Below are 26,631 nucleotides of genomic sequence, written 5' to 3' on the forward strand. Positions count from 1 at the left end.
TCGCGTTTATTTTTGCTCGACGATCGATTTATAAGGCAGATCTAAGTGAATAAGATCTTCAAACGTTTCTCTTTTTATGACCAGCTGATCTTTTCCATCCTCGACAAATACAACAGCAGGTCTCGGAATTCTATTATAATTATTCGCCATACTGTAGCCATAAGCGCCTGTGCAAAATACTGCAAGAAGATCGCCTGCTTCTGTTTCCGGGAGATCAATGTCCCAAATCAGCATATCTCCGCTTTCGCATAGTTTGCCTGCTACAGAGGCTTTTTTATTATGTGAAGCGTTCATTTTATTGGCAATCGCAGCCTCATATTTGGCTTGATAAAGGGCTGGCCTGATATTATCGGACATTCCTCCGTTTACAGCGACATATTCTCTTAATCCTGGGACCACCTTTTTTGATCCGATTTGGTAAAGTGTCGTACCTGCATCTCCGACTAATGACCTTCCGGGCTCAATCCATATTTCCGGAACACGGAAGCTGTAGCGATCCGCATTGGTTTTCACCGCTTGGATCATGTGCTTCACATACTCCCCTGGGGGAAGCGGCTCATCTTCTTTCGTATAACGAATGCCAAATCCTCCTCCTAAATTAAGTACTTTGGGCTCAAACCCGTAGGACTCTCTCCACTCTGCCAATTTTGCAAATATTTTATCTGCTGCAAGCACAAACCCTGTAGCATCAAATATTTGTGACCCGATATGACAATGAATGCCTAAAAGATTGAAAGCATCAGATGCCAGCACATTCTTCGCGGCTTGTTCAGCCTGTCCATTGTGCAGATCGAATCCAAACTTCGAATCCTCTTGTCCAGTCGTTATATAGTCATGCGTATGTGCTTCAACTCCAGGCGTCACCCGCAATAGGACAGAAACTGTTTTGCCGTGCTCCCGAGCCGCCTTTTCCAGCTGTGAGATTTCATGAAAATTGTCAACAACAATACAGCCTACGTCATGACTGAGCGCCATGCTTAATTCTTCATAGCTTTTGTTGTTCCCGTGGAAGTGTATGCGCTCCGACGGAAATCCTGCTGCTACAGCCGTATACAGCTCTCCGCCAGAAACAACGTCCAGGGAGAGGCCTTCTTCTTTTGCAATTTGTACCATTGCAATGGAGGAAAACGCCTTGCTGGCATAAGCTACTTGAGCTGAAATACGTGCTTCTTCGAATGCTTTTTTAAAGCTTCTTGCCCTGTCCCTGACAAGCGCAATGTCATAAATATAAAGCGGTGTGCCGTATTTTTTTGCTAATTCCGTTGTATCTATACCGCCGATTTCAAGATGTCCTAAATCGTTATGTCTGGAAGTGCCGTGTAAAAACAATGTACATTCCCTCTTTCCCTTTCATGGCAAAGGACGGCTTTCTTAGAGCCGTCCAACTCATTCAGCCTATTAGTTAAAAATACAATATCACAATCTTTCGGCTTCTTCAATTCGATTCTGAATCCGTAGGCTGCCGTGTTCGGTTTTGAGGATGTACAATACTGGGGCGGATCTTTGCACCAGGTACTGAAGTTCTGATAAAAATCTGCCATAATGCCTTCCCATTAAACGGGATTAACGGCCATAAATAAGGAGTTTGCAGAGACTTAAAGCTGGCCAAAATGATGATCGCAGCTGTAATGCCGATAATTAAGCCATTGATCCGGAAGATAGCTACCATAGCCAGAATGACTAGTCTGGCGATTTTGTTTGCCAAGCTTAGTTCATAGCTTGGAGTGGTATATGTACCGATCGTAGCAAGAGAAGCATAAAGGATAACCTCCGGTAAAAAAAGACCTACATCGATGGCGATTTGGCCGATCAACACGGCTGCGATCAAGCCCATGGCTGTAGATAACGAGGTTGGAGTATGAATCGATGCCATTCGTAGAAATTCTATACCGAATTCAGCCAGAAAAATTTGAAAAATAACAGGAATATTGGTTTCTTCATTCGGACCGATAAACTTCAAATTCTCCGGCAAAAGACCCGGCTCCAATACAAAAAGGAGCCATAAAGGCAATAGCAGCGTCGAAGCGAGAATGCCAAGGAACCTGATCCACCTTAAAAATGTACCGACAGCTGGTGTTTGTCTATATTCTTCAGCATGCTGAACGTGATGGAAAATTGTTGTCGGCGTAATGATTACGCTTGGGGAAGTATCTACAATAACAATAACATGTCCTTCCAGCAAATGTGCTGCAGCCACATCGGCACGTTCTGTATAACGAACCATCGGATAGGGATTGTATCCTTGATTAACAATAAATTCTTCAATCGTTTTATCACCCATTGATAATCCATCTATTTTAATATTCTTTATTTCTTTCATGATAATTTGGACTAAATCAGGATCCGATATATCCTCTATGTAACAAACACATACATCCGCCTTTGATCGCTCGCCTACTTTCAACATTTTATAGCGTAGACGTTCATCTCTGATTCTTCTTCTTATCAGGGAAGTGTTAACAACGATATTTTCGACAAAGCCGTCTCTTGCCCCTCGTACGACCTTTTCGGTATCAGGCTCTTCCGGAGACCGGCCCGGATAACTTCTTACATCTATAATAAAGGCAAATTCAGTTCCTTCGACGATGACCGCCACAAGACCGGACAGTACTTGGTCAACAGATTCATCAAGCGTTTTTACTTTTGATACCTGCTGATTTAGCAGGCGATTTTCTATTATACGCTCTGCTTCATCAGGGTCATGATCTTTGTCATTCAGGTTAATCAGTTCTCTCATAAGATGGATAATCGTTAGCGTATCGCATAATCCATTCACGTAGTAAAGCTGGATTTCATGACCAAGAACAGTAAATTTATGGACTCCGAGATCAAAGCTTTCCCCCATTCCTACTCGCCTTTTAAAAAACGCCTCGTTTTCCGATGGATTAGAAAAAACCCGCACCTTTTTTTCATCCTTCTTGTTCTGCATGAAATCCACTCCTTTCTAATATCAGTTCAATTGCCTTCATAGTGATTGGCGATCCTTTCTTCAAATCATCTCTCCTGCTCATTTTTCCAATATCTCCTATCCCAACGATTAGCGGCAGATCCAATTGATCCAATCCATATACTGTATCTCCGTTTAAGCGTTTAACTTCAATCTCTTTCGTCCCATCTTTATCGACTCCAAATTCGGTTAGTTCACCGTCGCCGTCGATACAAACATCGACCTTCGTCCATTCAGCCTGGTGTGTCTTTGCTGCAACGGCTAGAACACCAAGCACTTCGATTAAGGGATGCTTAGACACATACGAAAGAGCTGTTTCACCAGGACCTTCACCGACAAGCCCGGAATCGTCAAACATGATAAACACAGGTTCTCTGGGAGCTCTTAATATGAACTTAACCAGCTCCTCTCCTCTAAGAGCACTAGGATTTCCTTTCGACGCTGAAACGCAATATCCGCCTGTTTTTTCCGCAATGTATTCAATCGTTTTAGAAGCGTAATCATCTCCGTCAGTTACTAAAATTACTCTGCGTTTCTCAGACATCCTCTTTATCCTTTCGGTTTAAATATTAGAGAGACAAGGAAAGCAAACAAGATGGCAGAAGAAATTCCGGCAGAGGTCAATTCAAAAATCCCCATGCCAATCCCTATAAATCCGTGCTCATGAGCTTGATGCATTGCGCCATGCAACAATGAATGTCCAAAGCTAAGGATGGGAACCGTGGCTCCCGCTCCGGCGAATTCGATAAAATTATCATAAATATCAAAGCCATCCAATATTGAGCCTGTTACGACAAAAATAGACATCACATGGGCGGGTGTCAGCTTCACAACGTCCAGCAAAAGCTGGCCGATAATGCAGATGGCTCCGCCAACTACAAAGGCGATTACATACTCCATCCTATACACTTCCTTCCGCGCGTTCAAAAACGACTCCATGAGCAATCGTCGGTATCGTTTCTTTTTGCTGAATCATCGTTGGGCTAAGCAGCGCTCCTGTTGCAACCACCAGGATTCTGTTTAAGTTTCCGGCTTCAAGTTCTTTAAAGAGGTGCCCATACGTAACAACGGCTGAGCATGCACATCCGCTTCCGCCTGCTTGAACATTTTGATCTGGTGAATAAATCATTAGCCCGCAATCATCATGCTTGGTGCCTACCGTTATCCCGTCTTCTTTTAACAGATCCTTTAATATCGGGCTTCCGACTCCCGATAAATCCCCTGTCACAATTAAATCGTAATCATCAACCGTGCGATTCAAATCCTTTAAATGCTGTGCAATAGTATCCGCAGCTGCCGGTGCCATGGCAGAACCCATATCAAATGGATCAGAAATTCCTAAATCAGCTACCTTTCCTATCGTTGCGCTTGTGATTTTTATCTTTCCCGGATTTTGGCTGATCACAACGGCACCGGCACCAGTAGCTGTTGACGTGGCCGTACCGGGTTTTTGTCCTCCATATTCCGTCGGGTAACGAAACTGGCGTTCAGCAGTTGCATTATGGCTGCTTGTTGCAGCTATCACATGTTTCGCAAATCCCCCATCAATAAGTGCAGACCCTACAGCTACCGTTTCCATCGATGTGGAGCATGCGCCAAACATACAGATAAAAGGGATTTTAAGCTTTCTTCCCACATAGTTCGCAGTAACGTTTTGGTTCAACAAGTCTCCGGCTAGAAATAAATCGATATCATCATTTGTCAGGCTGCCTTTATTGAGAGCATTATTGATCGCATCCTCCATCAGCTGTCTCTCGGCGAGCTCCCAATTGTCTTGATTGCAATGAAGGTCATCATATGTTTTATCAAATTTATGCCCTAGCGGACCGGCTTTTTCTTTTGGCCCGACGGCAGTACCTGAGGAGTTAATAAATAATGGATTCTGGAATTTCCAGGTTTGTTTGCCGATTAGTTTCATCCCTTTACCCCCTTACATTATTTTTTCAAAAGCAAATCGAATGATTCCGACAATATAGGCGGCTACGACTCCAAATACGATCACGCTGCCTGCCAATTTAAACATGTTAGGAGAGACACCGAGAACAAAGCCTTCACTTTTATGTTCAAGCGCCGCACTTGTCATACTATTTGCAAAGCCTGTCACAGGGACTGCTGAGCCGGCTCCTGCAAATTGACCAATTCTGTCGTATATACCAAAACCGGTAAGCAATGCAGAGATCAGAATGAGTGTCGCAACAGTTGGATTACCTGCCGTTTTTTCATCGAAATCAAAAAAATACATATAAAGGTTTTGAATGACCTGCCCGACCAAGCAAATGAACCCACCGACTAGAAACGCTTTTACGCAGTTCGTAACATATGGAGGCTTCGGCTGATAAGCTTTCACTTTTGATTTATAATTTTCTTTTATACTCGACATGTAACACCCTCCAATTTAGTTAATATGGACATAGTACAACCAGTGAAATAGAGACCCTAACACTTTTCCAAACACAATTGCCATTAATAATGCAATGATTCGTTCTCCCATTCCCACACGTTTTGCCAAAATCGGCAAAACATTGATCACTTCTGTCAGTGCCGCAGCCAGCATCCCGATAAACATTCCCGAGAACAACCCGATCGGCAATAGGATGATTTCCGGTAAATAGAGACGGTAATCGTGCAGAGAGGTCCAAGCGAGGATGACTGCACCTGAAATTACAGCCAATTCATAGGAATGAATAAATTGAAACGTTTTCGTCATCTGCATAAGCCTCGGTACGATACCCAGTACTGTTAAAAAAGCTACAAAGCCTGCGCCTACCGCAAGCCCGCCTCCTAAGCCTAGAAGAAGCAAAAGAATCATTTTAATGATCATTTAGTTTTTTAATACTCTCTTTATTTTCAGTCATGCTGACATATTGATCCAAATCCAACTGGTATTTAAACATTTCTACTTCCAGAGGGCTCGGTTCTTCATTAAAGCGTTTTTTAAATATGTGGTTAAAAAAGAGAACCATTCCCAGACCTAATCCTAAGCTGTATGGCACTTGAAGAATATAAGGATATTTATTTTCCTCACCTGTTACAAGCTTGTATAGATTTTGGTGAAGAGCCTTCATGCTGACGTCTTCATGAAAATTCATGATTGCAAGTCCTGAACCAATAAAGAGAAGCAGCCATACCAGTCCGAACATGATGAGTGTAAGCTGTTTTTTTTGGTAAACAATTTCTACGATCGTTTCAGAATCACCGATTGGCTGAATATCATAATCCGGGTACTTTATTTGTATCCTTTTTAAAATGTACATTAGATCAAGCACCACAATATTTTTGTCTTCCGCCTTCACTTTATACACAGGAAGAGCAGAAACCTTTGCTTTGATCACCTCATCCCCTGATATTTGCGAAAGCTGTCCGACAGTAATTTCTTCTTCCGGATTTACTTGAATTCGATGCCTGAGCCTCAAATAGATTCTGCCTTTCATTTGCTTCACTTCCTGTTGTAAGAAGGTTATATAAGTAGTATGAGAATTTATTGATCCTTCATTCAGAACTTACTGTATGAACATTAATTACCAATTCACAATAAAAAAAGGCAGCCAACTGTCTGGCTACCCTTCGGTTAGATCCATGTGATTTTTCATCTGTTTTAATATTTTCTTTTCCAGCCTTGATACTTGTACCTGTGAGATTCCAAGTCTTTCAGCTACTTCAGATTGTGTCTGGTCTTTGTAGTATCGCAAAAAGACAATCAATTTTTCTCTTTCATCCAACTCTTTAATGGCTTCCTTTAAAGCGATTTTATCGAACCATGCTGACTCTGAAGAATCAGCAATTTGATCAAGTAGCGTTATCGGGTCTCCATCATTCTCGTAAACCGTCTCGTGAATCGATGACGGGGCACGGATTGCCTCTTGAGCCATCACGACTTCCTCCGCCGAAATATTGAGGTAGTCGGCAATCTCATTCACTGTTGGAACCTTTCCATTCGTTTTTGAAAGCTCATCTTTTGCTCTGCGAATTTTATTTCCAAGCTCTTTTAAGGAGCGGCTGACCTTTACTGTTCCATCATCACGGATGAATCGCTGGATTTCTCCTATGATCATCGGTACGGCATAGGTAGAAAATTTCACATCAAAGGAGAGGTCAAACTTATCTACGGATTTCAGCAGACCGATACACCCGATTTGAAAGAGATCGTCAGGCTCATACCCACGATTTAGAAATCTTTGAACGACCGACCATACGAGCCTCATATTTTTTTCGACCAAAAGATCTCTGGCACTCTGGTCGCCGTCTTGGCTTTTTCTAATTAGGTCTTTTACTTGATTATCATTAAGACGGGCGGACTTTGCGTCTTTTTTAACCTCCACATCCATAGCGAAACTCCTTAATTCGAAAACGCTTTGCTTTTAGTTAAGTGCTTGACCAGCCTTATAGTTGTTCCCATCTCAGGTGATGAATCGATCTTTACGTCATCCATAAAATTCTCCATAATCGTAAAACCCATTCCCGAACGTTCCATTTCCGGCTTTGTTGTAAAAAGCGGCTGCCTTGCTTCTTCCAGATCAACGATTCCTACCCCTTCATCACGAATCGTTAAGTAAACCACATGATCCTCAATTGCAACCGAAATATAGATCCAACCATTAGGTTCGTTTTCGTAGCCGTGGATGATCGCGTTTGTTACCGCTTCGGAAACGACCGTTTTTATTTCTGTCAGCTCATCCATCGTAGGATCCAGCTGGGCTATAAATGAAGCTACTGTTACACGGGCAAAGGATTCATTTTGGCTTAAGGCAGAAAATTGGAGATTCATTTCATTTTTCATGAAGCCACCCCCAATTTTTGCAGTGCCAGCTGTTCAGAAGGCTCTGAACGAATGATTTTAAATAACCCAGACATATCAAACAATCGTTTGACTGATGGGGATATCCCGCAAATCACCATTTCTCCGCCAAGCTGTTTTATCTGTTTATATCTTCCTAAAACAACCCCCAAACCGGAACTATCCATAAAGGATAGCTCCTCCAGGTTCAGCATCAGGTGCTTTACATTCGTTTTTTCCAGGTATTGATTCACTTCGTGTCGAAGCGATTCCGCAGCATGATGATCCAACTCTCCGCTTAGGCGAACACAAAGAACTGATTGTTTCACATGGATATCTATTTCCAGACTCATACCTATCCCTCCTTGATAATCTCGGATAACTAGGGATTCGATTTTTACCTTTTCGATTCCTCCATGCTGACAAAACTAGTGCAGAATCGGCATTATTCCATTATTTTTGCCCAGTGAGAAAGCGTACGCTTCGTCATCGTCCAAAAGCCTGCTTTATCCATATCGGAATCTGCTACAAGCGGACTTTCAACCAGAAGCTTGCCTTCATTTTTAACCGTAAGGGTCCCAAGCGCCTGTGCTTTTTCAACCGGTGCGGATACGTCTTTCTTTAATTTAATTTCCGCTTTTATTTTTTTTATGTCCTCGCCCTTTTTCGTTAAAACTGATATTGGTTCAGAGGTGACGAGATTTATTGTTTTTTCTTTCCCTTTATTAATTTTTAATTTCTCAACTAATTGATTTTTCTTATAGAGCGGATGCGTTTCATACTGGCTGAATGCAAAATCGAGCATCTTTGTAATCTGGCCGTTTCTTTCCTTTGGCGTGCTGGCGCCAAACACAACTGCAATGACACGCATGTTTCCTTTTTTAGCTGAAGCCGTTAAGCAGTATTTTGCTTCCTGTGTAAATCCAGTTTTTATTCCATCCACACCCGGATAAAATTTGATCAGCCGATTGGTATTGACCAGCCAAAATTTTTTATCGGTGTTTTCTCGTAAGTAATCTTCATAAGTTCCCGTGAACGAAGTGATTTTCTCATATTTCAACAGCTCTTTAGCCATAAGTGCCATATCATGCGCAGAGCTGACATGCCCTTCCTCGGGAAGCCCCGTCGGATTTTTAAAGACAGTATCTTTTAAGCCGAGCTCTTTCGCTTTTTCATTCATTTTGTTGACAAACTCTTCCTTTGAGCCCTCCAGATGCTCAGCCATCGCCATGGATGCGTCATTTCCTGAAGCAATCGCAATTCCTTTCAGCATTTCTTCAACCGTCATTTCTTCACCAGGCTCCAGGAAGATTTGTGAACCTCCCATTGATGCCGCATACTCGCTCGTTCTTACTTTATCACTCATTTTCAGCTTGCCTTGTTCCATACGTTCCATAATTAACAGCATCGTCATGATTTTTGTCATGCTCGCTGGGGGAAGCTGTTCATGGCTGTTTTTGTCATAAAGCACTTGTCCTGTATCACGTTCGATTAATACAGCTGATTTCGCTTCATGTGCGAGTTCAGCCGATTTTTTCTCATCTTTTTCTTTGGCAAATGCTTGAGGTGTTATCGAAAAAACCATCATAATTATAAGCAATATTGATAGATGACGTTTCATGCCAGAGCCCTCCATTTCTTTATCTCTTTCATTTTTTCCAGTTCGAAATGGATTTATACCCTGCCTTTTTCTAAGGAGCTATGCAATTTTAGCTCAGAATTATGCTATACCGGGACAATCGTTCGATCCGCAAGCTTGTAACTACTTACCAGTCTATATGTCAGATGCATTTCCAATTAATTATTCTGAAATAGGCGCTTGCTTATATCTTTTTTCTTGCTTCCTTAATAATTCCTTCAATAAATGGAGCTTTATGCTTTGTATAGGCTATTCTTTCATGTTTTCTTGCCAGTTGTTTTTTTTGAAGCAAATAATCATTTGCCACATCAGAATGAGTTCTTAAATAATTTCTAAAAAGAATCATGTTTACCCATTCATCACTATCTTTTTCGAACATATGTAAATGATGAGTCCCGGCGCCCCATTGTCCTCTTCTAAAAAATTTCCTCTGGGGAAAATCTTTTTTTGGAACATACTCATAACCCACACGAGTTAATTCTTCTATTACCACTTCATCAATTACTGAAAAATCATTGACGGCAATCGCAATATCAATAATAGGTTTTGCACACATCCCAGGTATGGATGTACTGCCTACGTGCTCTATCTCTAAAAACAGATTTCCTAATACGCCGTATAGTTTCATTTTATCAACATTGAACATCTCTTCCCATTCGGGATTATACGGTACTAAAGTTACAACTTGAGTCACGATACTCACCTCCAAATGTCCAAGGACAAAAAAAGACAAACCGTCTTTCCAAAGTCTTCGTTTGAAAATAGGTTTGTCTGTTGTCAAATTTTATTTGATTATTGTTTTGACATATTCTATTTTTTCCGGAGCACTGCTCTTGATCGTATAAGCTTCCGTTAATTTCTCAATGGCGCTGCTTGTTATTTCGTTCAAACTAAAAAGAGTTGCTACAGCCTCTCCCTCACGAACCGCATCGCCAATTTTTTTGTGAAGCGTGATGCCGGCGCTGTGATCGATATTGTCATCTTTCTTGGCTCTGCCTGCTCCCAAATATAATGCAGCCTGACCGACGGCTTCTGCTTCAATACCATGAATAAAGCCTTTTTTATCGAGCTTTAGATCATAGCGATGTCTTGGTTGTGGAAGGCGGTTAGGATCATCTACTACGGATGGGTCCCCTCCTTGATTGGAAATAAACTGCTTAAATTTATTTAATGCAGATCCATCCTCAATCGATTTTATCAGAGCATTTTTCGCTTCATTCTCATCTGTAAACACGCCGTTTGCGAGACACATTTGCGTTGCAATTGCTAAAGAGATCGTTAAGAGATCATCAATTTTTTCACCTTTTAAGACCTGAATAACTTCTTTGACTTCATTTGCATTGCCCACTTCATGACCCAACGGTTGATTCATATCCGTAATTACGGCAACTGTATTCTTGTTTAACGAATTTCCGATGCTCACCATCTCTTTGGCTAAATCGGTCGCATCTTCAAGATTTTTCATAAATGCCCCTGATCCCGTTTTTACGTCCAAAACGATACCATCAGCACCCATTGCAATTTTCTTGCTCATGATTGAACTTGCAATCAAAGGCAGTGAGTTGACAGTTCCCGTTACATCTCTTAAGGCATAGAGCTTTTTATCCGCAGGAGCCAAATTGCCGGTTTGTCCAATGAGAGCCAATCCGTAATCGTTGACAAGCTCAATAAATTGTTCTTTCGATAATTCAATATTGAAACCGGAAATGGATTCAAGCTTATCCAAGGTTCCTCCTGTGTGGCCCAGTCCCCTGCCGGACATTTTGGCAATAGGAACGCCTAGCGAAGAGACCATAGGGGTAACGATCAAGCTGATTTTATCCCCTACTCCGCCTGTACTATGCTTATCGATCTTTACACCTTTGATTTGTGACAGATCCAGCTTCTCTCCGGAATCTACCATCGACTGGGTAAACAGCGCTGTTTCTTTCGGAGACATACCTTTAAAATAAATGGCCATTAATAAAGCCGATGCCTGATAATCCGGGATTTCGCCATTTGTGTATCCTTGTATAAAAAAGTCTATTTGTTCGTCTGAGAGCTCTTTTCCATTTCGTTTATCTTGTATGATATCGACCATTCTCATTTGGCATTCTCCTCTCTATACTTGAGATACGATTCGTTTCACGAACGTAAGGAAGTTGGCTCTTACTTTAGTCGTTACCTCAATGACCTCATCATGTGAGAGAGGCTGATCGAGGATGCCTGATGCAAGATTCGAAATACAGGAAATGCCAAGAACTTCAATGCCTGCGTGTCTAGCAGCAATGACCTCCGGGACAGTCGACATACCGACTGCGTCAGTGCCGATTGTACGGAAGAAACGAATCTCTGCCGGTGTTTCGTAGGAAGGACCGGTTACTGCTGTATATACTCCTTCCTGAACAGAGATCGACAATGCATCTGCGCTTGTTTTCGCTAACTCTCTGAGGCGTTTGCTATAGGCCTCCGACATATCCGGAAAGCGATCGCCAATTTCAGGGCTATTCGGACCGATTAACGGATTGGTGCCCATTAGATTAATGTGGTCGCTGATAATCATTAAGTCACCAGGCTGATACGATTCATTTACTCCTCCGGCCGCATTGGTAACAATTAATGTTTCGACACCAAGCTCCTTCATCACCCTTACCGGAAAAATCACACGATCCATCGAGTGCCCTTCATAAAAATGAAAGCGTCCCTGCATAGCCACAACATTCACACCTTCAAGGCTGCCAATTACAAGCCTGCCCGCATGGCCTTCTACCGTAGATACCGGAAAATCTGGAATCTCACTGTAATCAATTGTGACTGCGTCGGTAATTTCCTCTGCTAGAACACCAAGACCTGATCCCAATATCAAGCCTATTTTCGGTTTTTGTTCTGCTTTTTTCTTAATGTAATCAGCTGCTTGCCTTGTCTCCTTCATCACTTTGTCCTCCCTGTATTTAATAATGTCATAAAGCTTGTTCCATGTTCGGGAAGCTTAATCTTAAAATTATCAGCAATCGCAGCTCCCACGTTGGCGAAGGTTTCCCCATCAGGAAGCCTTGTACCTTTTTCGATTTGTTTTGTATACACTAAAAGCGGGACATATTCTCTCGTATGATCTGTGCCGTGATGAACAGGATCATTCCCGTGATCGGCAGTAATGATTAATAAATCATCCGTTTTCAGTTTTTCAAATACTTCAGGCAGCCGTTGGTCAAACTCTTCCAGCGCTTTTCCATAGCCCTTCGGATCACGTCGATGACCAAATATTGCATCAAAATCGACAAGATTAATAAAGCTCAGTCCTGTAAAATCGTCATCCATTGATGCAATCAGCTTATCCATACCATCCATGTTTGACGTTGTTCTAATGGATTTCGTTATCCCTTCTCCATCATAGATGTCATGAATTTTTCCGATAGCTATGCTGTCAAACCCCGCGTCCTTCAGCTCATTCATCACTGTGCGGCCAAACGGCTTCAACGCATAGTCGTGGCGGTTAGGCGTTCTCTTAAATTGACCTGGTTTGCCGATAAACGGCCGTGCAATTACTCTGCCGACTTTATACTTATCCTGAAGTGTTAACTCACGGGCTATCTCACAAATTTTATATAATTCTTCAAGTGGAACAATTTCCTCATGCGCGGCTATTTGCAGGACGGAATCAGCAGAAGTATAGACAATTAACGAACCGGATTCCATATGCTCTTGTCCCAATTCATCGAGAATTTCTGTGCCGGAAGCCGGCATATTCCCGATGATTTTGCGATTTGTTTTCTCCTCTAGCTCCTTAATCAACTCATCAGGAAAGCCTTCCGGAAACACTTGAAATGGCTGTTCAATCCGGAGCCCCATGATCTCCCAATGGCCAGTCATCGTATCTTTTCCGTTCGATGCCTCTTTCATCTTTCCATAATGGGCCATAGGAACGGCAGACTTTTCAACCCCTTGAATTTCTTTAATATGGCCTAAGCCTAATTTTGCTAGATTGGGCACACGAAGACCTTCCATTTGCTCCGCAATATGTCCAAGAGTATCGGCGCCGGTATCATTAAAATCAGCGGCATCAGGAGCTTCGCCTATTCCCACAGAATCCATGACAATAAGGAATACTCGTTTATATTGATCAAAAGGCATGTGAATCCTCCTAAATATGTATAACTTTATATATTTCTCAACACCTAATTATAAAGGTTTTCGCGAAAAATTGACAACCAGGCGCGAAAAACCCGCCAATTCCAGGCGGGTGAGTCTCCACCGGGCAATTTTATGCGCGGGGATGAAATTGCTTATAGACGTCTTTAAGCCGTGTTTTCGTTACATGGGTATAGATTTGTGTCGTTGAAATATCAGCATGTCCGAGCATCTCTTGCACCGCACGTAAATCAGCGCCGTTCTCTAGTAAATGAGTGGCAAAGGAATGCCTTAACGTATGGGGAGTGAGCTTTGTCAGAATACCGGCCTCAACCGCTATTTTTTTAAGATTTTTCCAAAATCCTTGCCTGCTGATCGGATTGCCATGATGATTTAAAAACAAAAAATCTGAGGTTTTTCTTTTTAATAGCTTTCCTCTTGCCTTTGTCAAATATTGATCGAGCGCATCAGAAGCTTGCTTGCCGATTGGAACGATCCGCTCTTTCCTTCCCTTTCCGAAGCAGCGGATAAATCCCATTTTCAAATGGACATCATCCATTTTTAGATCGATCATTTCACTGACACGAATTCCTGTTGCATAAAGCAATTCAAGCATCGCTTTATCTCTATAGCCAAAGGGGTTAACGGGCTTGGGTGTATCCAACAAACGTTCTGTCTCGGACAACGAAAGCACTTTCGGAAGCATTCGTTCAGTTTTTTGCGATTCAATGTGCACGGATGGATCCTTCTTAGATGCGCCTTCACGCAGTAAAAATTGATGGAATGAGCGGATGGAGGCTAAATGCCTCGCTGCCGTCTTACTAGATTTCCCAGCTTCCTTCAAATACTTTAAGTAATGGATAATGTGTATTCTTTCAATCTTTTCTATATTATCCACTTGTTCCGTTTCTTTTAAAAACAGCATGTACCCTTTTAAATCACGCTCATAAGAGACAATGGTATTTTCAGATAGACCTCGTTCGACAGTCATAAAATGAATAAAGTCGTTTAGTTGATCCTTCAATTTCTACTCCCCATTCAAATAAAAAAACATTAACCGATCAAACCATCTGCTGTGATTCTCTTCTTCCATCGTGGTCACCTTAATAGCAGATCCTTCAGGGGGATCATAGCGATGATAGTCTCTATATTCGGAATTTATCCACATCATAGCACAATAAAAAAGAATGGTAAAACCGGAAAAAAGAATAAATACTTTAAACATATCAGCTGCTGCTTTCATTGATTTCCGCATATAAACCCTGCCCTTTCTCTACGCTTCTATATAACAATCTATGCCAATAGAGCAGGGTTTTATACATTTGAAAATAGAAACGGCCCCTTCTATTTTGGAAGAAAAGGCACCTAAGAAAGCTTATTTATCTGTTGGCTGATTGTCTTTGCATCGATGGCAAATGCCATGAAAGGTAAGTCTATGATCTTTTATTTGAAACTTCCAGTCTCTTTCAATTACTTCTTCCACTTCTTCAAGCAAATCTTCAACGATTTCATCGACAGTTCCGCATTCCATACATACGAGGTGATGGTGAAAATGAGCAGCGCCTTCTTTTCTGAGATCGTATCTTGATACACCATCGCCAAAATTTATTTTATCTACTACTTTTAATTCAGTTAATAGTTCGAGCGTACGATAAACTGTAGCAAGTCCAATTTCCGGTGACTTTTCTTTTACGAGGAGGTACACATCTTCTGCACTCAGATGGTCTTCTTCGTTCTCCAACAGCACACGAACAGTGGCTTCACGTTGTGGCGTCAGCTTATAGCTGGAAGAATGCAGCTGTTTTTTTATTCGTTCAATACGGTTTTCCATCAAAAATTCCCTCCTACGCCGCTTCTTTGATATTATATCAAATCGGCCAAGGAGAGCCAACTAAAATTATTATAATTTTGTAATTGAAATCATTTTAATATGATAATAACTAAAATGTAAATGCGGCGATTTTTTCAATTAAAAATGGAGATAAATAGGCTTCTATAAATGAGGCTGAAAAAGAAAAAATGACGATGAACAGCAAAACAAAAGCATACTTTCCAAATAACTGAGCCGGGGCATGATTCAAGCTTTTTTTCAAGAAAAGCTGCCTGACAAGCTTTAACGAAAAGGCAGTGGATAACGCTCCCGTGATGATAAATGCAGGAATTAGCAGCATATTTTGCGGCAGAACGGATACAAAGGAAAGATAAAAGCCATTCAATCCCATCTGATTGACGAGAAACCCAACCGTAAAGCCGACGACAATCCCCTTTAAAAAAACCATAATGAGAAGAATCGGCAGCCCGATGACTGATATTCCGAGAATCCACATGAGACCCAAATATTTGACGTTATGAAAAAAGCTTTGACCCAGCATTTCATTTTGGCTGAATATTTTCCCCTCCATAACTTGTCCGAAAAAGCTGTTCAAATACGTAAACAAATCTTCCTTTTGGTTAAGTGTCATACTATTAACAATTACTGCCCCAAAAACAACGCCCATAACAAACAATATACTAATGAATAGATAAATGGATGAGTAATCTTTTATATGGATCGAGACCCGCTCTTTCAAATTGTATCTGCGCATCAGTTTCCTCCTGAATTCTCTCATTACCAGATTGTATGAAAGAAACCTGATGAATTATGCTAGTTTTGTTTAAAATAAAAGAACTCTTTTGCCCTGATTCGTACCGGTCAAAAGAGTTCTTCCCTTTGTGTTTCTTATTCATTTTTTCAAGCTGTTCCTTCTTCGTCGGTGTCTTTCTCACATAGGTGCTGAAATCTGGTATTATCCCTCTATGAACCGACTTGCTGTACCCTGTATTCCGCACAAGATGCTCCCGTCTTTTGCGTGCTTTTGATTTTGACATATTGATCACTCTCCTATCATTATTATAGCTTTTCATAATAGGAATAGAAAGAAATCTTATTACATCAAATCAAAGTCCTATAAGGAAGTGGTTGTTCTGATCATATCAATATGGGGAATATTATCTTCAAGATAAACCTCTGTTACCTCCTCGAAGCTAAACGAACCGTAAAATTCGCGCAAGTAGGCCTGAGCTTGAATTTTTATGGCAGGCTCCTTCCACTCTTCCTCAAGCACTTGAACTGCTTTCGCAAAAAGCCGGAAAGCGTACCCTTTTCCTCTTTTATCTTTTTTCACAAGCACCCTGCCGATTGTGGCCTCATCATAGACGACCCCATTAGGGATCAGTCTGCAATAGGCTGCAATTTCATTTTCTTCTTCAAGAAATAAATGATAGGATTCGAAATCACGATTATCCGCATCATGGTAAGGACATTCCTGTTCAACGACAAATACATCGATTCTTGCTTTCATAATCCGGTAAAGCTCCGTTGCTGTTAATTCATGGAATGCTTTTAACTTCCAAGACAACTTACTTTCCACCACCTGACTTATGTAAGAGCTGCAAATATTGTACTGCGTAAGCCGTTTTTGCATCATAAATCTCATGGGATTCCACTAAATCCTGAGCTTCTTCCAAAGAAACAAGCATTACGTCTACGAATTCATCTTCATCCAATTGTTTTTTTTCTGCAAGAGGCTCGATGCCATCAGCAATATATAAATGAATTAATTCGTCGGCAAATCCCGGTGAGGTGTAAAAAGAGATCACCTTTTGTAACGATGGTGAGGTATACCCGGTTTCTTCCTCCAATTCTCTCAAAGCGGCTTCTTTCGGATCTTCATTTTTTTCAAGCTTGCCTGCAGGGATCTCTACAATTGTCCGCTCTAGCGCTTTTCTGTATTGTTGAACCATCACGATCTTTTCGTCTTGTGTTAAAGCAATAACCGCTACTGCCCCGGGGTGCTTGACGATTTCCCTTTTGCTTGTTTTCCCGTTCGGCAGCTCTACCTCTTCAAGATAGAGATCGATCACCTTTCCGGAATATAGCTTCTCTTTTTTCAATGTTTTTTCTTCCAGGTTGCTCACTTCACTCAACTCCTCGTTCTATCCTTCTTTCATCACCATACATATTATCATATATGGACGAGAAAGGAGCGGAACCTATGAAGATATACCGTCTTCCGAACGGAATTGTGTTAACCGGGAAAGCATGGGAAATAAGAGCGAAACTAAAGGAATACGGAAAAACATTTCGTACAATTAAAGAATGGATTCGTTCATAAAGTACATTATCATTGAAACGCCGGCTGTGTTATATTACGGTATGATTAACACATTGCTGGGAGTGATAAACGTGAAGAAAAGACGACTGGGCCATTCCGATTTATATGTGAGCGAAATGGGACTTGGGTGTATGTCGCTTGGCACCGATAAGGAAAAAGCTTTGTCGACGTTAGATGAAGCGATTGAACTGGGCGTTAATTATTTGGACACCGCAGACTTATATGATCAAGGGACAAATGAAGAAATCGTCGGCGATGCCATAAAAAACAGAAGACAAGACATCATTGTGGCAACGAAGGTTGGAAACCGATTTGAACAAGGCAAGCCGGGATGGCATTGGGATCCTTCGAAGACTTACATAAAAGAAGCAGTCAAAAAAAGCTTATCCCGACTAAAAACCGACTACATTGACCTTTATCAGCTTCACGGAGGAACGATTGACGACCCGATCGACGAAACAATTGAAGCGTTTGAAGAGCTAAAGCAGGAGGGTGTCATCAGATATTACGGCATTTCTTCTATCCGGCCAAACGTGATCAAAGATTATATCAAGAAGTCTAATATCGTTTCCATCATGATGCAATACAGCCTCTTTGACAGAAGGCCTGAAGAATGGTTTTCACTTCTTGAAGAAAACAACATTAGTGTCGTTGCCAGAGGTCCCTTGGCCAAAGGATTATTAAGCGGAAAGCCGTTCTCAGAGCTAAAAAAGAAAGCAGCTGGGGGTTACCTATCCTATCACGAAGATGAGATTGTCGCTGCCAGAGAAGCAATCTCCAATGCAGTGCCGGATCTCAGCTTGACTGAAGCATCCGTCCAATACATCCTAAAGCATAATGCAGTAGGAACAATTGCAGCTGGAGCAAGCAGCATCGAACAGATTCGGGAAAATGTGCGTGCTGCACAAAGCAGGCCACTCTCCGAACAAGAAAGAAAAGCGCTTCAGTATTATACTAAACGGAACGTGTACGAAGCCCACCGGAAATAGAATACAAATAGGCGGACTCGCGGAACGCGAAATGCGTGGAAGAGTCCGCCTTTTTTATTAACTTAAGATTGGGATTCGTATCTGATTTTGATTGCTTGCACTGATGCTGGCTGAAATTGTGTAGAAGGTCACTGAAAATGTACGGTCAGGTACGGGTATTGCACCGTTCTGTGCTGGAATTGCACCGTTCTACCTCGGAATTACGCCCTTCTGCTTCGGAATTGCACCGTTCTACCTCGGAATTACGCCCTTCTGCCTCGGAATTGCGCCCTTCTGCACCGGAATTGCACTGTCCTGCCCTGGAATTGCACCGTTCTGAACCAGAGTTGCACCGCCAGTACAAGTAATCGAACTTACTTCTCCATTTACGATTTATATTGTTTCCAATTCAGATCGCTTTCATTTAGCAGTTCTTCAAAGCTTTTGTTTTGCTCCGCTTCTTTTTTCCTCTTTATAGCCTCTTCTTTTCGTTTTTGGGCTTTTTCTTCTTCTTCACTTTTTAATTGGTTTTTCATCTCAAACAATTTCGACTTCAACTCATCATTCATAGCTTCCTTTAACTCTGGTTTTTTCTCTTTTTTCATAAATATCATCCTCTCTATGCCAGCGTTTTTCATCCATCAATGCTATGATAGAAATGAACAAAACTACAATCGGGGGAATCGAAATGAAGAAGTTGCTGATAGGAATTGGTGTGGTGTTCTCAGTTATTTTTGCTATCGGTATTTTTTTCACAAATAAAATCATGTACATAAAGAAAAAAACGGAAAAAGAAATCATCGACCGAGAAACGTTAGACGGCCATTATGTCCAAAAAACGTTCGATGAACTGCCGAAAGACGAAATAAATTTGATGAGCCCTTATGGCTATCCGATTAAAGGATATTACATTAAGCCTTATCAAACAACCAAAACGATGATTATTTGCCATGGAGTCACGATGAGCCTGTACAATTCCGTAAAATATATGAACTTATTTATAGAGCTTGGCTGGAATGTAGTCATATATGATCATAGAAAACACGGATTAAGCGGTGGCAAAACGACAAGCTATGGCTATTATGAAAAGTTTGATTTGGCAGAAGTGGTCCGCTGGGTACGAAGTCAAACCGGGGAAAAAGCGCAAATCGGGATCCACGGTGAATCAATGGGAGCAGTCACAGCCCTGCTTTATGCAGGCCACATTGAAGACGGAGCCGATTTTTATATTGCCGACTGCCCGTTTGCTGCGCTATGGGAACAATTGAATTATCGATTAAAAACAGAATTTAAGCTGTCAGGAAAACTGATTTTACCTGTTGCCAATTTTTTTCTTAAGATCCGTGACGGCTATCGTATCAAGGAGATTTCTCCATTGTCAATTATCGATCGCATTGACAATCCCGTTTTGTTTATTCACAGCAAGGACGATGATTATATTCCTTCAATGAGCAGTCAGCTTCTTTTTGAAAAAAAGAAGGGAAAGAAAAAAATCTATCTGGCCGAGTTAGGCGAACATGCGATGTCGTATACGAAAAACAACAAGGAGTACAAAAAAGCAGTGGAAGAGTTTCTTGAGGAGTTTGTCAATTAAAAAAGGAGGATGCATCCTTCCTCCCCCTTTTTCTACAGAATATCTGTAATCTCCTTTAAATGCTCGTTCACCCAGGAAAGCGCTTCGTCCAATGACGGGAATTCGCGAGCCTCAAACGTCATTTCATCCTGCAGCAGCCAGACGTCCTTTTGAATAGATTCTGTACCGCCGATGGACCAATGAAGCAAGGTGTATGGATGGTTCGCATGTAAAAAAGAGACCCATGTTTTATCCTGAGCTACGTTTTTCATCGATTGAATTTTATCGCCCAATTCGTTTTTCTCCTTATTTGCTTATCATTCTCATTCTCGGATTTAACGTTTCAGAATTGCTTTTTAATGAAAAAGTATTCGACTTTTCATTCGCGTCCATCTTCATTTGTTCATCGAAAAATACCTTTTTCACTTTTTGAATAAGAATCGGAGCTCCGTTCGTTTGAATCGATTCTGTCTCGCCGACAGGCTGATCTGTCAGCCACAGAGCCGGTACCCCGCTTACCGCGCAGCCGCATCCTTCAGAATCATAGGCAAGCTGTATATGTTTTCCCGGTGACGCCATTAACGCCTCTTTAAGCATTTTATCTGCTGTTTCAGTTAATTGGATCTGCATGTAGTTTTCCCTCCAACATTTCTTAATGCCATTGTATCACCAAATGAGTGATCTTTCGAACGGAAGAGCTTTCAACCTTTATAGTTTACATAATAAAATTACTGTAAATCAAATATTACGAACCAATATTTTCTCACCTCTATGTCCTATTCCCTTTTTTAATATGAAATCCGCTCTGTATTTTGTTGGGAGAATATTCTCTTGTAAATTCGGCCTGTTTACTTTCGTCCAAATGTTTTGTGCAAACTTGATTGCCTCATCGTCGGATAAATCCTTGTAGCGATGAAAATAGGATTCAGGGTCTTGAAATGCGGTTTCTCTCAGCTTCAAAAACCGCTCAATGTACCAAGTCGTAATCAATTTCTCTTCTGCGTCTACATAGATGGAATAATTAAAGAAATCTGACACGAAGACCCTTGGCTTATTAATGTCTTCTTCTGATGGTGGCGGGGTTTGAAGCACATTAATCCCTTCGATGATGACAACGTCAGCGTCTTCTATGGTTTCATAGGATCCAGGAACTCTGTCATAGGTAAGGTGGGAATACACAGGAGCGCGAACGATCTTCTTTCCGGCTTTTATTTCGCTTAAAAATCCAAGTAAACGTTTTACATCATAACTTTCCGGAAATCCTTTTTTCAGCATCAACCCTTTTTCTTCCAGCTGCTTGTTCGGATATAGGAAGCCGTCCGTTGTAATTAAGCTGACCTTTGGTTTCCATGGCATACGCGAGAGCAAGGTTTGCAGGATGCGTGCAGTTGTGCTTTTACCTACGGCGACGCTTCCTGCGATTCCAATGATAAATGGCTGGCGTTGATTTTGATTATTTAAGTAGGCGTGTATGCCGCGCTGTCTTTGAAAATACGACATGATATGTATATTTAATAACTGGACAAACGGAACGTAAATTTCCTTCACTTCTGAAAGAGACAGTGATACATTGACTCCTTTTAATGCATCCATTTCTTTTTCCTTTATCGGGATTGCTGAAGGCATTCCGAGCTTTCTCCAGTCCTGTCTGGAATGTGAAGTAAACAATGAAATAAGACTGCTGTTGGATTGATTCATTTTCTCCCTCGTTCCCCTTAGATGATGACAGTTTTTCGTATATAGTAAGATCCCCATTGATTGAACTTATTTTAACACAATATTCTGGTTTCGTTATTTTTTCGAAAATGCGCCACGGGCCACTCGTTCAACAAGTCCGGGAAACAGTTGATAGAGCTTGCTGCCTGCATTCATCCAAGCAGGAAGGTTAATTTCCCGTTTATTTGTCAGCATACAGGCAACTACTTTTCCGGCAACTTTATCAGCGTCAAGCATCCACTTATCAATGGTTTTTGCATAATTTCCGCTCTCATCTGCTATCGAAAAAAAGTTCGTGCGGATCGGACCAGGATTCACTGTGGTTACGTGAATACCTGTTTTCATAAGCTCCATTCTCAGGCTGTTTGAATAGGCAAGTACGGCATGCTTTGTTGCAGAGTAAAGGCTCGATTTAGGAGTTGCAATCTTTCCACCCTGTGAAGCGACATTGATTATGTGTCCGTGACCCTTATCAATCATCTTGGGGAGAGCCATTTTTGTACATGCCACAAGACCGAAGACATTGACTTCAAACATGCCTTTCATTTCTTCCAGAGTAGAATCCTCTACAGTTTTAAAAACCCCGAATCCAGCGTTATTTACCAACACGTCGATTCTGTTGATTTCGGCAAATACGTTTGACACCTTCTCAAGATCAGATACATCGAGAATGATTGGCTTGCAGCTTCCTTGTGTTTCTTGATGAATTTTAGTCCGCAGGCGTTCGAGCGGCTCCATCCTTCTCGCAGCTGCATACACATGTGCCCCTTTAAGAGCAGCTTGATACGCTATTTTCTCACCCAGTCCTCCTGACGCTCCTGTAATAAAAACGGTTTTTCCTTTAAGTCTTTCATTCATTTTTCCACCCGCTTTGCTTTGTAGTACACATGCCCGTGATGCAGAAACATTTCAACCTTCCCTCGATCTTCTAAATCGTCAAGCTGCCCGACTGTTTCACTCATTGTAAAAAACAACTCGTTTTCATATTTTTGAGGAAATAGCTTTTGGCACACTTCATAAGGGGTAAGAGCATCTTTTTGCAAAAAATGATAGACCTCTTCTGCACGTCTTTGTTGTTTTTGCAGCCGGTTATCAACAAGCTGGCGGACATTATCAATGGGTTCTCCATGTCCGGGAAGAATCGTTTTAATCTCCAGATCCGCCAATTTTTTAAGTGATTTATTATAATCAAGCAGCGGACGAGAGCGAATATCGTTGTTTTTGGGAACCTCAAGAAGCGGATTTGAAGAAGTTTGTTTTAACAGTACATCTCCGCCAAGCATAATATGTTCTCCAAGATGATAAAGAACAATGTGCGACTCTGCGTGCCCGGGTGTATAGTAAATATCCCAATCCTCTAAGTCTTCGATCCTATCGCCTTCTTTTACTGCTTGTGTTAAAGGGCGGTGACACGATAATCGATATATCTTTCTAAATTCCATTACCAATTCATTTAATTGTTCCGGAACTCCAAACGATTGAAACAATTCATAAAAATAATCGAGCTCCTTATGAATAAATTCAGGTTTTTGATTTATGTACGGTTCATTATTCGGATGACCGATAATTCTCACTCGTTCTGGAAGATCATCCAACAATCCAACATGGTCGGCGTGATGATGAGTAAGGATCACTTGGTCAATATCTAATAAAGAAATTCCGTGTCGTGATAGCGCTCCTTTTAATGCCTCATACGCTTCTTTCGTTTTCGGACCTGCATCTATCAAGGTTACGGCTTCACCTAACAAAACGTATACGATGACGTCTCCTACAGGAAATGGAGTAGGTAAAGAAATAGGAATAATTTTACGTCTCGTCCTCATAAAATAAATCAACGCCTTTTTCACTTTTATTTTATATTTTAGCTTTTTTAAAATGGAATGTCACAGCATGCAAACCAAAAACTGCTTGACACACGACAACCAGCCATTGCATAATGGCAACAAACAAATTGTACGAATACGAACGCAGCGACTAGGACTAGTAAACAGACGATGGTTTTAGAAACTGAAATCCTCCGGCTGAAAGATTTCAGACCCACTCTTCTTGTTGAACCTTCCCTAAGAGCGGTTAGGCAAACCTAAACGTTTTCCGCGTTAAAGGAAACTTAAGAGAGCATGTCTTTATATCACGTGCTAATTAAAGGTGGTACCGCGAACCCTTTCGTCCTTACGATGAAGGGGTTCTTTTTTTATCCTGCAGCAACTCCTGTATACCCTTGGCGGGGACCAGCTGACGTCCCTTCCCCACTAATTGAAGATTCACTTAATTTAAGGAGGTTTTACCTATGAATAAAATCGGCTTTATTGGAGCTGGTTCCATGGCTGAATCAATGATAAACGGAATGGTAAATAGTAAGATCATCAATCCGAAAAATATTTATGTCACCAATCATTCAAATATTGATCGGCTTCACGAGCTCAATAACACGTACGGAATTACCATTTGTACGGATAAAAAACAGCTCATGCAGGAAACAGATATTGTTGTTCTTGCAATGAAACCGAAGGATGCAGCTTCAGGAATCCAAAACATTCGTTCTTATCTGAACGATCATTTGATCATTTCCGTTCTTGCAGGTATCACGATCGACACCATTCAACTGCTTTTTAATGAGCAAGTTTCTGTGGTTCGTGCGATGCCGAATACATCCGCTTCCATTCAAAAGTCTGCCACAGCATTTACTGTATGCGAACATGTCACAGAAAAACAATTTAATCATGCCCAAGCTTTTTTGGAAACGATCGGTGAAGCGTTTTACGTCGATGAAAATGAAATGGATGCCATCACAGCCGTTTCCGGAAGCGGTCCTGCCTATATTTATCATTTTATTGAGGCATTGGAGGCCGCTGCTATTGAGGTTGGATTGTCACAGTCTACCGCAAAACATTTGATTTTCCAAACACTTTCAGGAGCAACGGAAATGCTGTTGCAAAGCGAAAAATCTCCTGGAATTTTAAAGAAAGAAATCACGAGTCCTGGGGGTACAACAGAAGCGGGATTAAAAACGCTTCAACGGTACCATTTTAGCGAAGCAGTAACAGAATGCGTAAGGAATGCAGCAAGGCGCTCAGCTGAGATAAAAGTGGAATTTTCGAAACAAGCCTTAAAAAACCAAGCCTAAATATTGCTAGGCTTGGTTTAACAGACTTTCGATCGTATACTGTAAGACCTGAGGCAGCTGTCCAAACGAATAAGGAACATGGAGCCTTTCCGTCCATTTATGGGGATCTTTTCCGAAAGGGCCTACATTGATAACAGGTACGAAGATCGTACTTTCCTTCCCTGAAGGCAAAGCGTAACCTCGATTAAACAACGGCATATTGTTTGTATACGTACTGACCGATTGCTTTTCGAGCTGTAGATAACTTAAATCAGAAAGTCCGGGAAAATATTGAACCTCTTTGAATTTAAGTCCAAATTGTTTATCAGCAAACTCCGTAACCGAGTCAATCGTTTTTCTGATTAAAGGTTCATCTTTTGATGAGACCGACGGATAAAAAGGAGGGCTGTAAAACAACACAATCATCGGGCCGTCCTCTTTGCAAAGCGAAGCCAATTCAGAAACTATTTTTGTCGTGAAATCCCGATCTCCTAATTTACCCCGGTTGGCAAACACATAATTTAGTATTCTCTCAGCTTCCGACTTACCCGCACGTTTTTCTGCAAGCTCAAGCAAGCGTTCAAACGTAAAAACTGACACCTTGTATTCTTCCTTTGAAAAAGCTTCGAATCTTTGGTAATCTAACGTTTTTTTATTTATGTTATTTTCGATGTTCAATGCGGCTTTCTTGGCGGTATCAATCAGCATTCGATGAAGCTCATCAGCAGAACGCTCCATCGTGAGAACGTTAAAAAGCGATACGGAAGCATGCGGGGTTTGCACTGAATAATTTTCCTTCAAATCCTTTTGCATCAGATTCGTTGGCGGCGGAGTAAACTCTCCGTCTACTGCTTCACAATAGCCTACATTTAATTCAAGAAGACGGTTGACCTCAGAAACCATGAGATTTGAATTTAATCCTGAAAACGGTTCCCCTACGTGGGTTTCAATTCCTTTGCAAAAGAAACCGGGCAATACTTTCCCGATGCTTCCACTGTATACATAAAGATTTGGGTCTCCAGGAAATTTTTCGAACATCGGTTCACTGTTTAAACAAGCGATATACTTAAGGTCATGTAAATCCTTCATTTCCCTTAATACTGGGACTGCTTCAATCATGCCTTGCGAGTTTACCTCTTCATCAGGTACGGTCACCAATAGCAAATTTCCGTCAAATAAACCGTTCATTGCCCTTTCCAGCATAGAGAGCTGAACCGCCAGCCCCGATTTCATGTCCATTGCTCCTCGACCAAATATCCAATCTCCGCTCTCCAAATCCCTTCTTGCCCGTTCCGGCAAAAGTTCTTTTTTCTTTGTAAATGAATTAAGCAATTCGACAGGCTTGCAAGCCATGTTTTTAAACTCGCCGTAATCGTCAACATCAACTACGTCAAAATGGCTAAGCATTACTATCGTATTTTTATTTGGTTGTTTTTTAACAAGCGCGGACAAAAAATATCTTCCGTCTTTCATAGGGTGCAAGGTTAGATGGTTCGGATTTTTTTGAAAATAGGAGCGATCTTTTAATAAGTTATACATATATTCTGCCAGCGCTACTTCTCCTGTCGTTCCGGAAATGCTGTCATATTGAATGAGTGAGATGAGCAGCGATTTAAGCTCATCCTGGGTTTGCCATTTCATCATGGGCCT

The 26,631-nt window shown here is 41.4% G+C and carries 34 protein-coding genes and 1 other annotated feature; of the genes, 4 read left to right on the top strand and 30 right to left on the bottom strand.

All coding sequences use genetic code 11. The features are described 5' to 3' along the window. Positions 1–6 precede the first annotated feature (6 nt). From lysA to JOC74_RS05000, 23 genes are all read right to left on the bottom strand, one after another. A complete protein-coding gene (gene lysA / locus JOC74_RS04895) occupies positions 7–1,329 on the bottom strand; it encodes a diaminopimelate decarboxylase (RefSeq protein WP_053603228.1) in 1,323 nt (440 codons plus the stop codon). 106 nt (positions 1,330–1,435) lie between these two features. Continuing rightward, positions 1,436–2,929 carry a spore germination protein gene (locus tag JOC74_RS04900; RefSeq protein ID WP_053603229.1) on the bottom strand — a complete coding sequence of 498 codons (1,494 nt, stop codon included), beginning with the start codon at positions 2,927–2,929 and terminating at the stop codon, positions 1,436–1,438. Next, complete coding sequence (gene spoVAEA / locus JOC74_RS04905; RefSeq protein ID WP_053603230.1) at positions 2,910–3,491, bottom strand: stage V sporulation protein SpoVABEA; 582 nt, start codon at positions 3,489–3,491, stop codon at positions 2,910–2,912. The genes JOC74_RS04900 and spoVAEA overlap by 20 nt, the downstream gene beginning before the upstream one ends. Positions 3,492–3,496: 5 nt before the next feature. Continuing rightward, positions 3,497–3,847 (bottom strand): stage V sporulation protein AE, encoded by a 351-nt coding sequence (spoVAE, locus tag JOC74_RS04910; RefSeq protein WP_053603231.1) that lies wholly within the window; start codon positions 3,845–3,847, stop codon positions 3,497–3,499. A 1-nt stretch (position 3,848) separates the two neighbouring features. Next, positions 3,849–4,865, bottom strand: coding sequence for a stage V sporulation protein AD (gene spoVAD / locus JOC74_RS04915; RefSeq protein WP_053603232.1), 1,017 nt, complete (start codon positions 4,863–4,865; stop codon positions 3,849–3,851). 12 nt (positions 4,866–4,877) lie between these two features. Further along, the gene (gene spoVAC / locus JOC74_RS04920; RefSeq protein WP_053603233.1) at positions 4,878–5,327 is read right to left on the bottom strand and encodes a stage V sporulation protein AC; all 450 of its coding nucleotides are present in this window, start codon (positions 5,325–5,327) and stop codon (positions 4,878–4,880) included. A gap of 15 nt (positions 5,328–5,342) precedes the next feature. Continuing rightward, positions 5,343–5,768, bottom strand: a complete 426-nt coding sequence (locus JOC74_RS04925) for a stage V sporulation protein AB (RefSeq protein ID WP_053603234.1) — start codon at positions 5,766–5,768, stop codon at positions 5,343–5,345. Then, positions 5,758–6,378 (bottom strand): stage V sporulation protein AA, encoded by a 621-nt coding sequence (locus JOC74_RS04930; protein ID WP_053603235.1) that lies wholly within the window; start codon positions 6,376–6,378, stop codon positions 5,758–5,760. The genes JOC74_RS04925 and JOC74_RS04930 overlap by 11 nt, the downstream gene beginning before the upstream one ends. Positions 6,379–6,504: 126 nt before the next feature. Continuing rightward, the gene (gene sigF, locus JOC74_RS04935) at positions 6,505–7,272 is read right to left on the bottom strand and encodes an RNA polymerase sporulation sigma factor SigF (protein ID WP_053603236.1); all 768 of its coding nucleotides are present in this window, start codon (positions 7,270–7,272) and stop codon (positions 6,505–6,507) included. A gap of 11 nt (positions 7,273–7,283) precedes the next feature. Beyond that, the gene (gene spoIIAB / locus JOC74_RS04940; protein ID WP_053603237.1) at positions 7,284–7,724 is read right to left on the bottom strand and encodes an anti-sigma F factor; all 441 of its coding nucleotides are present in this window, start codon (positions 7,722–7,724) and stop codon (positions 7,284–7,286) included. Then, complete coding sequence (gene spoIIAA, locus JOC74_RS04945) at positions 7,721–8,074, bottom strand: anti-sigma F factor antagonist (protein WP_053603238.1); 354 nt, start codon at positions 8,072–8,074, stop codon at positions 7,721–7,723. The genes spoIIAB and spoIIAA overlap by 4 nt, the downstream gene beginning before the upstream one ends. Positions 8,075–8,166: 92 nt before the next feature. Next, positions 8,167–9,342, bottom strand: a complete 1,176-nt coding sequence (locus JOC74_RS04950) for a D-alanyl-D-alanine carboxypeptidase family protein (protein WP_053603239.1) — start codon at positions 9,340–9,342, stop codon at positions 8,167–8,169. 202 nt (positions 9,343–9,544) lie between these two features. After that, on the bottom strand, positions 9,545–10,054 hold the full coding sequence (locus tag JOC74_RS04955) for a GrpB family protein (protein WP_082363851.1): 510 nt from the start codon (positions 10,052–10,054) through the stop codon (positions 9,545–9,547). Between the two features lie 90 nt (positions 10,055–10,144). After that, a complete protein-coding gene (locus JOC74_RS04960) occupies positions 10,145–11,446 on the bottom strand; it encodes a pyrimidine-nucleoside phosphorylase (RefSeq protein WP_053603240.1) in 1,302 nt (433 codons plus the stop codon). A 15-nt stretch (positions 11,447–11,461) separates the two neighbouring features. Beyond that, entirely contained in the window at positions 11,462–12,271 is an 810-nt protein-coding gene (locus JOC74_RS04965; RefSeq protein WP_098945212.1) for a purine-nucleoside phosphorylase, read from the bottom strand. After that, positions 12,271–13,470, bottom strand: a complete 1,200-nt coding sequence (gene deoB / locus JOC74_RS04970) for a phosphopentomutase (protein WP_053603242.1) — start codon at positions 13,468–13,470, stop codon at positions 12,271–12,273. The genes JOC74_RS04965 and deoB overlap by 1 nt, the downstream gene beginning before the upstream one ends. A 130-nt stretch (positions 13,471–13,600) precedes the next feature. After that, a complete protein-coding gene (xerD, locus tag JOC74_RS04975; RefSeq protein WP_053603243.1) occupies positions 13,601–14,491 on the bottom strand; it encodes a site-specific tyrosine recombinase XerD in 891 nt (296 codons plus the stop codon). 3 nt (positions 14,492–14,494) lie between these two features. Beyond that, positions 14,495–14,722, bottom strand: coding sequence for a YqzK family protein (locus tag JOC74_RS04980; RefSeq protein WP_053603244.1), 228 nt, complete (start codon positions 14,720–14,722; stop codon positions 14,495–14,497). Between the two features lie 120 nt (positions 14,723–14,842). Next, positions 14,843–15,298 (bottom strand): ferric iron uptake transcriptional regulator, encoded by a 456-nt coding sequence (gene fur, locus JOC74_RS04985; RefSeq protein ID WP_053603245.1) that lies wholly within the window; start codon positions 15,296–15,298, stop codon positions 14,843–14,845. A 109-nt stretch (positions 15,299–15,407) separates the two neighbouring features. Next, positions 15,408–16,052 carry a stage II sporulation protein M gene (gene spoIIM, locus JOC74_RS04990; protein ID WP_053603246.1) on the bottom strand — a complete coding sequence of 215 codons (645 nt, stop codon included), beginning with the start codon at positions 16,050–16,052 and terminating at the stop codon, positions 15,408–15,410. Then, positions 15,979–16,371: a ribosome rescue factor BrfA gene (brfA, locus tag JOC74_RS24450; protein WP_512699292.1), complete on the bottom strand. Its 393-nt coding sequence runs from the start codon at positions 16,369–16,371 to the stop codon at positions 15,979–15,981. The genes spoIIM and brfA overlap by 74 nt, the downstream gene beginning before the upstream one ends. A gap of 41 nt (positions 16,372–16,412) precedes the next feature. Then, entirely contained in the window at positions 16,413–16,865 is a 453-nt protein-coding gene (locus JOC74_RS04995) for a GNAT family N-acetyltransferase (RefSeq protein WP_053603247.1), read from the bottom strand. Position 16,866: 1 nt separating this feature from the next. Further along, the gene (locus JOC74_RS05000; protein WP_192841140.1) at positions 16,867–17,424 is read right to left on the bottom strand and encodes an NUDIX domain-containing protein; all 558 of its coding nucleotides are present in this window, start codon (positions 17,422–17,424) and stop codon (positions 16,867–16,869) included. Between the two features lie 77 nt (positions 17,425–17,501). On the opposite strand from JOC74_RS05000, the gene mciZ reads away from it, so the two are divergent. Then, entirely contained in the window at positions 17,502–17,621 is a 120-nt protein-coding gene (gene mciZ / locus JOC74_RS05005; RefSeq protein ID WP_053603249.1) for a Z-ring formation inhibitor MciZ, read from the top strand. A 71-nt stretch (positions 17,622–17,692) separates the two neighbouring features. Further along, positions 17,693–18,610 (top strand): aldo/keto reductase, encoded by a 918-nt coding sequence (locus tag JOC74_RS05010; RefSeq protein ID WP_053603250.1) that lies wholly within the window; start codon positions 17,693–17,695, stop codon positions 18,608–18,610. A 365-nt stretch (positions 18,611–18,975) separates the two neighbouring features. Here the strand turns inward: JOC74_RS05010 and JOC74_RS05015 are convergent, their stop codons facing one another. Next, on the bottom strand, positions 18,976–19,194 hold the full coding sequence (locus tag JOC74_RS05015) for a YqkE family protein (protein ID WP_053603251.1): 219 nt from the start codon (positions 19,192–19,194) through the stop codon (positions 18,976–18,978). 83 nt (positions 19,195–19,277) lie between these two features. Between JOC74_RS05015 and JOC74_RS05020 the strand changes: the two genes are divergently transcribed. Further along, positions 19,278–20,183 carry an alpha/beta hydrolase gene (locus tag JOC74_RS05020; RefSeq protein ID WP_053603252.1) on the top strand — a complete coding sequence of 302 codons (906 nt, stop codon included), beginning with the start codon at positions 19,278–19,280 and terminating at the stop codon, positions 20,181–20,183. Positions 20,184–20,215: 32 nt separating this feature from the next. Here the strand turns inward: JOC74_RS05020 and JOC74_RS05025 are convergent, their stop codons facing one another. The 5 genes from JOC74_RS05025 to JOC74_RS05045 all read right to left on the bottom strand — a co-directional run bounded on the left by JOC74_RS05025 (position 20,216) and on the right by JOC74_RS05045 (position 23,701). After that, positions 20,216–20,455: a DUF2552 family protein gene (locus tag JOC74_RS05025; protein WP_098945213.1), complete on the bottom strand. Its 240-nt coding sequence runs from the start codon at positions 20,453–20,455 to the stop codon at positions 20,216–20,218. 13 nt (positions 20,456–20,468) lie between these two features. Continuing rightward, positions 20,469–20,792 (bottom strand): iron-sulfur cluster biosynthesis family protein, encoded by a 324-nt coding sequence (locus tag JOC74_RS05030; RefSeq protein ID WP_053603253.1) that lies wholly within the window; start codon positions 20,790–20,792, stop codon positions 20,469–20,471. A 108-nt stretch (positions 20,793–20,900) separates the two neighbouring features. Further along, positions 20,901–21,860: a type I pantothenate kinase gene (gene coaA / locus JOC74_RS05035; protein WP_053603254.1), complete on the bottom strand. Its 960-nt coding sequence runs from the start codon at positions 21,858–21,860 to the stop codon at positions 20,901–20,903. Positions 21,861–21,953: 93 nt separating this feature from the next. Beyond that, a complete protein-coding gene (locus JOC74_RS05040; RefSeq protein WP_053603255.1) occupies positions 21,954–22,736 on the bottom strand; it encodes an SDR family NAD(P)-dependent oxidoreductase in 783 nt (260 codons plus the stop codon). Then, positions 22,733–23,701: an MBL fold metallo-hydrolase gene (locus JOC74_RS05045; RefSeq protein WP_053606028.1), complete on the bottom strand. Its 969-nt coding sequence runs from the start codon at positions 23,699–23,701 to the stop codon at positions 22,733–22,735. Before JOC74_RS05045 ends, JOC74_RS05040 begins: the two co-directional genes overlap by 4 nt. 138 nt (positions 23,702–23,839) lie before the next feature. Continuing rightward, positions 23,840–24,052: a binding site (T-box leader), on the top strand. Between the two features lie 113 nt (positions 24,053–24,165). On the opposite strand from JOC74_RS05045, the gene proC reads away from it, so the two are divergent. Next, positions 24,166–25,002, top strand: a complete 837-nt coding sequence (gene proC / locus JOC74_RS05050; RefSeq protein ID WP_053603256.1) for a pyrroline-5-carboxylate reductase — start codon at positions 24,166–24,168, stop codon at positions 25,000–25,002. A gap of 6 nt (positions 25,003–25,008) precedes the next feature. On the opposite strand, the gene JOC74_RS05055 is transcribed toward proC, so the two are convergent. Then, on the bottom strand, positions 25,009–26,622 hold the full coding sequence (locus JOC74_RS05055) for a M20/M25/M40 family metallo-hydrolase (protein ID WP_053606029.1): 1,614 nt from the start codon (positions 26,620–26,622) through the stop codon (positions 25,009–25,011). Positions 26,623–26,631: the final 9 nt, after the last annotated feature.

Origin of the sequence: Bacillus capparidis (genome assembly GCF_017832095.1) — a bacterium.
GTDB classification, from domain to species: domain Bacteria; phylum Bacillota; class Bacilli; order Bacillales; family Bacillaceae; genus Bacillus; species Bacillus gobiensis.

Bases quoted from the DNA above. Each gene is read 5' to 3' on its own strand.
- JOC74_RS04900 (WP_053603229.1), bottom strand. From the start codon at position 2,929: ATGCAGAACAAGAAGGATGAAAAAAAGGTGCGGGTTTTTTCTAATCCA.
- spoVAEA (WP_053603230.1), bottom strand. From the start codon at position 3,491: ATGTCTGAGAAACGCAGAGTAATTTTAGTAACTGACGGAGATGATTAC.
- spoVAE (WP_053603231.1), bottom strand. From the start codon at position 3,847: ATGGAGTATGTAATCGCCTTTGTAGTTGGCGGAGCCATCTGCATTATC.
- spoVAD (WP_053603232.1), bottom strand. From the start codon at position 4,865: ATGAAACTAATCGGCAAACAAACCTGGAAATTCCAGAATCCATTATTT.
- spoVAC (WP_053603233.1), bottom strand. From the start codon at position 5,327: ATGTCGAGTATAAAAGAAAATTATAAATCAAAAGTGAAAGCTTATCAG.
- JOC74_RS04925 (WP_053603234.1), bottom strand. From the start codon at position 5,768: ATGATCATTAAAATGATTCTTTTGCTTCTTCTAGGCTTAGGAGGCGGG.
- JOC74_RS04930 (WP_053603235.1), bottom strand. From the start codon at position 6,378: ATGAAAGGCAGAATCTATTTGAGGCTCAGGCATCGAATTCAAGTAAAT.
- sigF (WP_053603236.1), bottom strand. From the start codon at position 7,272: ATGGATGTGGAGGTTAAAAAAGACGCAAAGTCCGCCCGTCTTAATGAT.
- spoIIAB (WP_053603237.1), bottom strand. From the start codon at position 7,724: ATGAAAAATGAAATGAATCTCCAATTTTCTGCCTTAAGCCAAAATGAA.
- spoIIAA (WP_053603238.1), bottom strand. From the start codon at position 8,074: ATGAGTCTGGAAATAGATATCCATGTGAAACAATCAGTTCTTTGTGTT.
- JOC74_RS04950 (WP_053603239.1), bottom strand. From the start codon at position 9,342: ATGAAACGTCATCTATCAATATTGCTTATAATTATGATGGTTTTTTCG.
- JOC74_RS04960 (WP_053603240.1), bottom strand. From the start codon at position 11,446: ATGAGAATGGTCGATATCATACAAGATAAACGAAATGGAAAAGAGCTC.
- JOC74_RS04965 (WP_098945212.1), bottom strand. From the start codon at position 12,271: ATGAAGGAGACAAGGCAAGCAGCTGATTACATTAAGAAAAAAGCAGAA.
- deoB (WP_053603242.1), bottom strand. From the start codon at position 13,470: ATGCCTTTTGATCAATATAAACGAGTATTCCTTATTGTCATGGATTCT.
- JOC74_RS04980 (WP_053603244.1), bottom strand. From the start codon at position 14,722: ATGCGGAAATCAATGAAAGCAGCAGCTGATATGTTTAAAGTATTTATT.
- fur (WP_053603245.1), bottom strand. From the start codon at position 15,298: ATGGAAAACCGTATTGAACGAATAAAAAAACAGCTGCATTCTTCCAGC.
- spoIIM (WP_053603246.1), bottom strand. From the start codon at position 16,052: ATGCGCAGATACAATTTGAAAGAGCGGGTCTCGATCCATATAAAAGAT.
- brfA (WP_512699292.1), bottom strand. From the start codon at position 16,371: ATGAAAAGCTATAATAATGATAGGAGAGTGATCAATATGTCAAAATCA.
- mciZ (WP_053603249.1), top strand. From the start codon at position 17,502: ATGAAGATATACCGTCTTCCGAACGGAATTGTGTTAACCGGGAAAGCA.
- JOC74_RS05015 (WP_053603251.1), bottom strand. From the start codon at position 19,194: ATGAAAAAAGAGAAAAAACCAGAGTTAAAGGAAGCTATGAATGATGAG.
- JOC74_RS05020 (WP_053603252.1), top strand. From the start codon at position 19,278: ATGAAGAAGTTGCTGATAGGAATTGGTGTGGTGTTCTCAGTTATTTTT.
- JOC74_RS05030 (WP_053603253.1), bottom strand. From the start codon at position 20,792: ATGCAGATCCAATTAACTGAAACAGCAGATAAAATGCTTAAAGAGGCG.
- coaA (WP_053603254.1), bottom strand. From the start codon at position 21,860: ATGAATCAATCCAACAGCAGTCTTATTTCATTGTTTACTTCACATTCC.
- JOC74_RS05040 (WP_053603255.1), bottom strand. From the start codon at position 22,736: ATGAATGAAAGACTTAAAGGAAAAACCGTTTTTATTACAGGAGCGTCA.
- JOC74_RS05045 (WP_053606028.1), bottom strand. From the start codon at position 23,701: ATGAGGACGAGACGTAAAATTATTCCTATTTCTTTACCTACTCCATTT.
- proC (WP_053603256.1), top strand. From the start codon at position 24,166: ATGAATAAAATCGGCTTTATTGGAGCTGGTTCCATGGCTGAATCAATG.
- JOC74_RS05055 (WP_053606029.1), bottom strand. From the start codon at position 26,622: ATGAAATGGCAAACCCAGGATGAGCTTAAATCGCTGCTCATCTCACTC.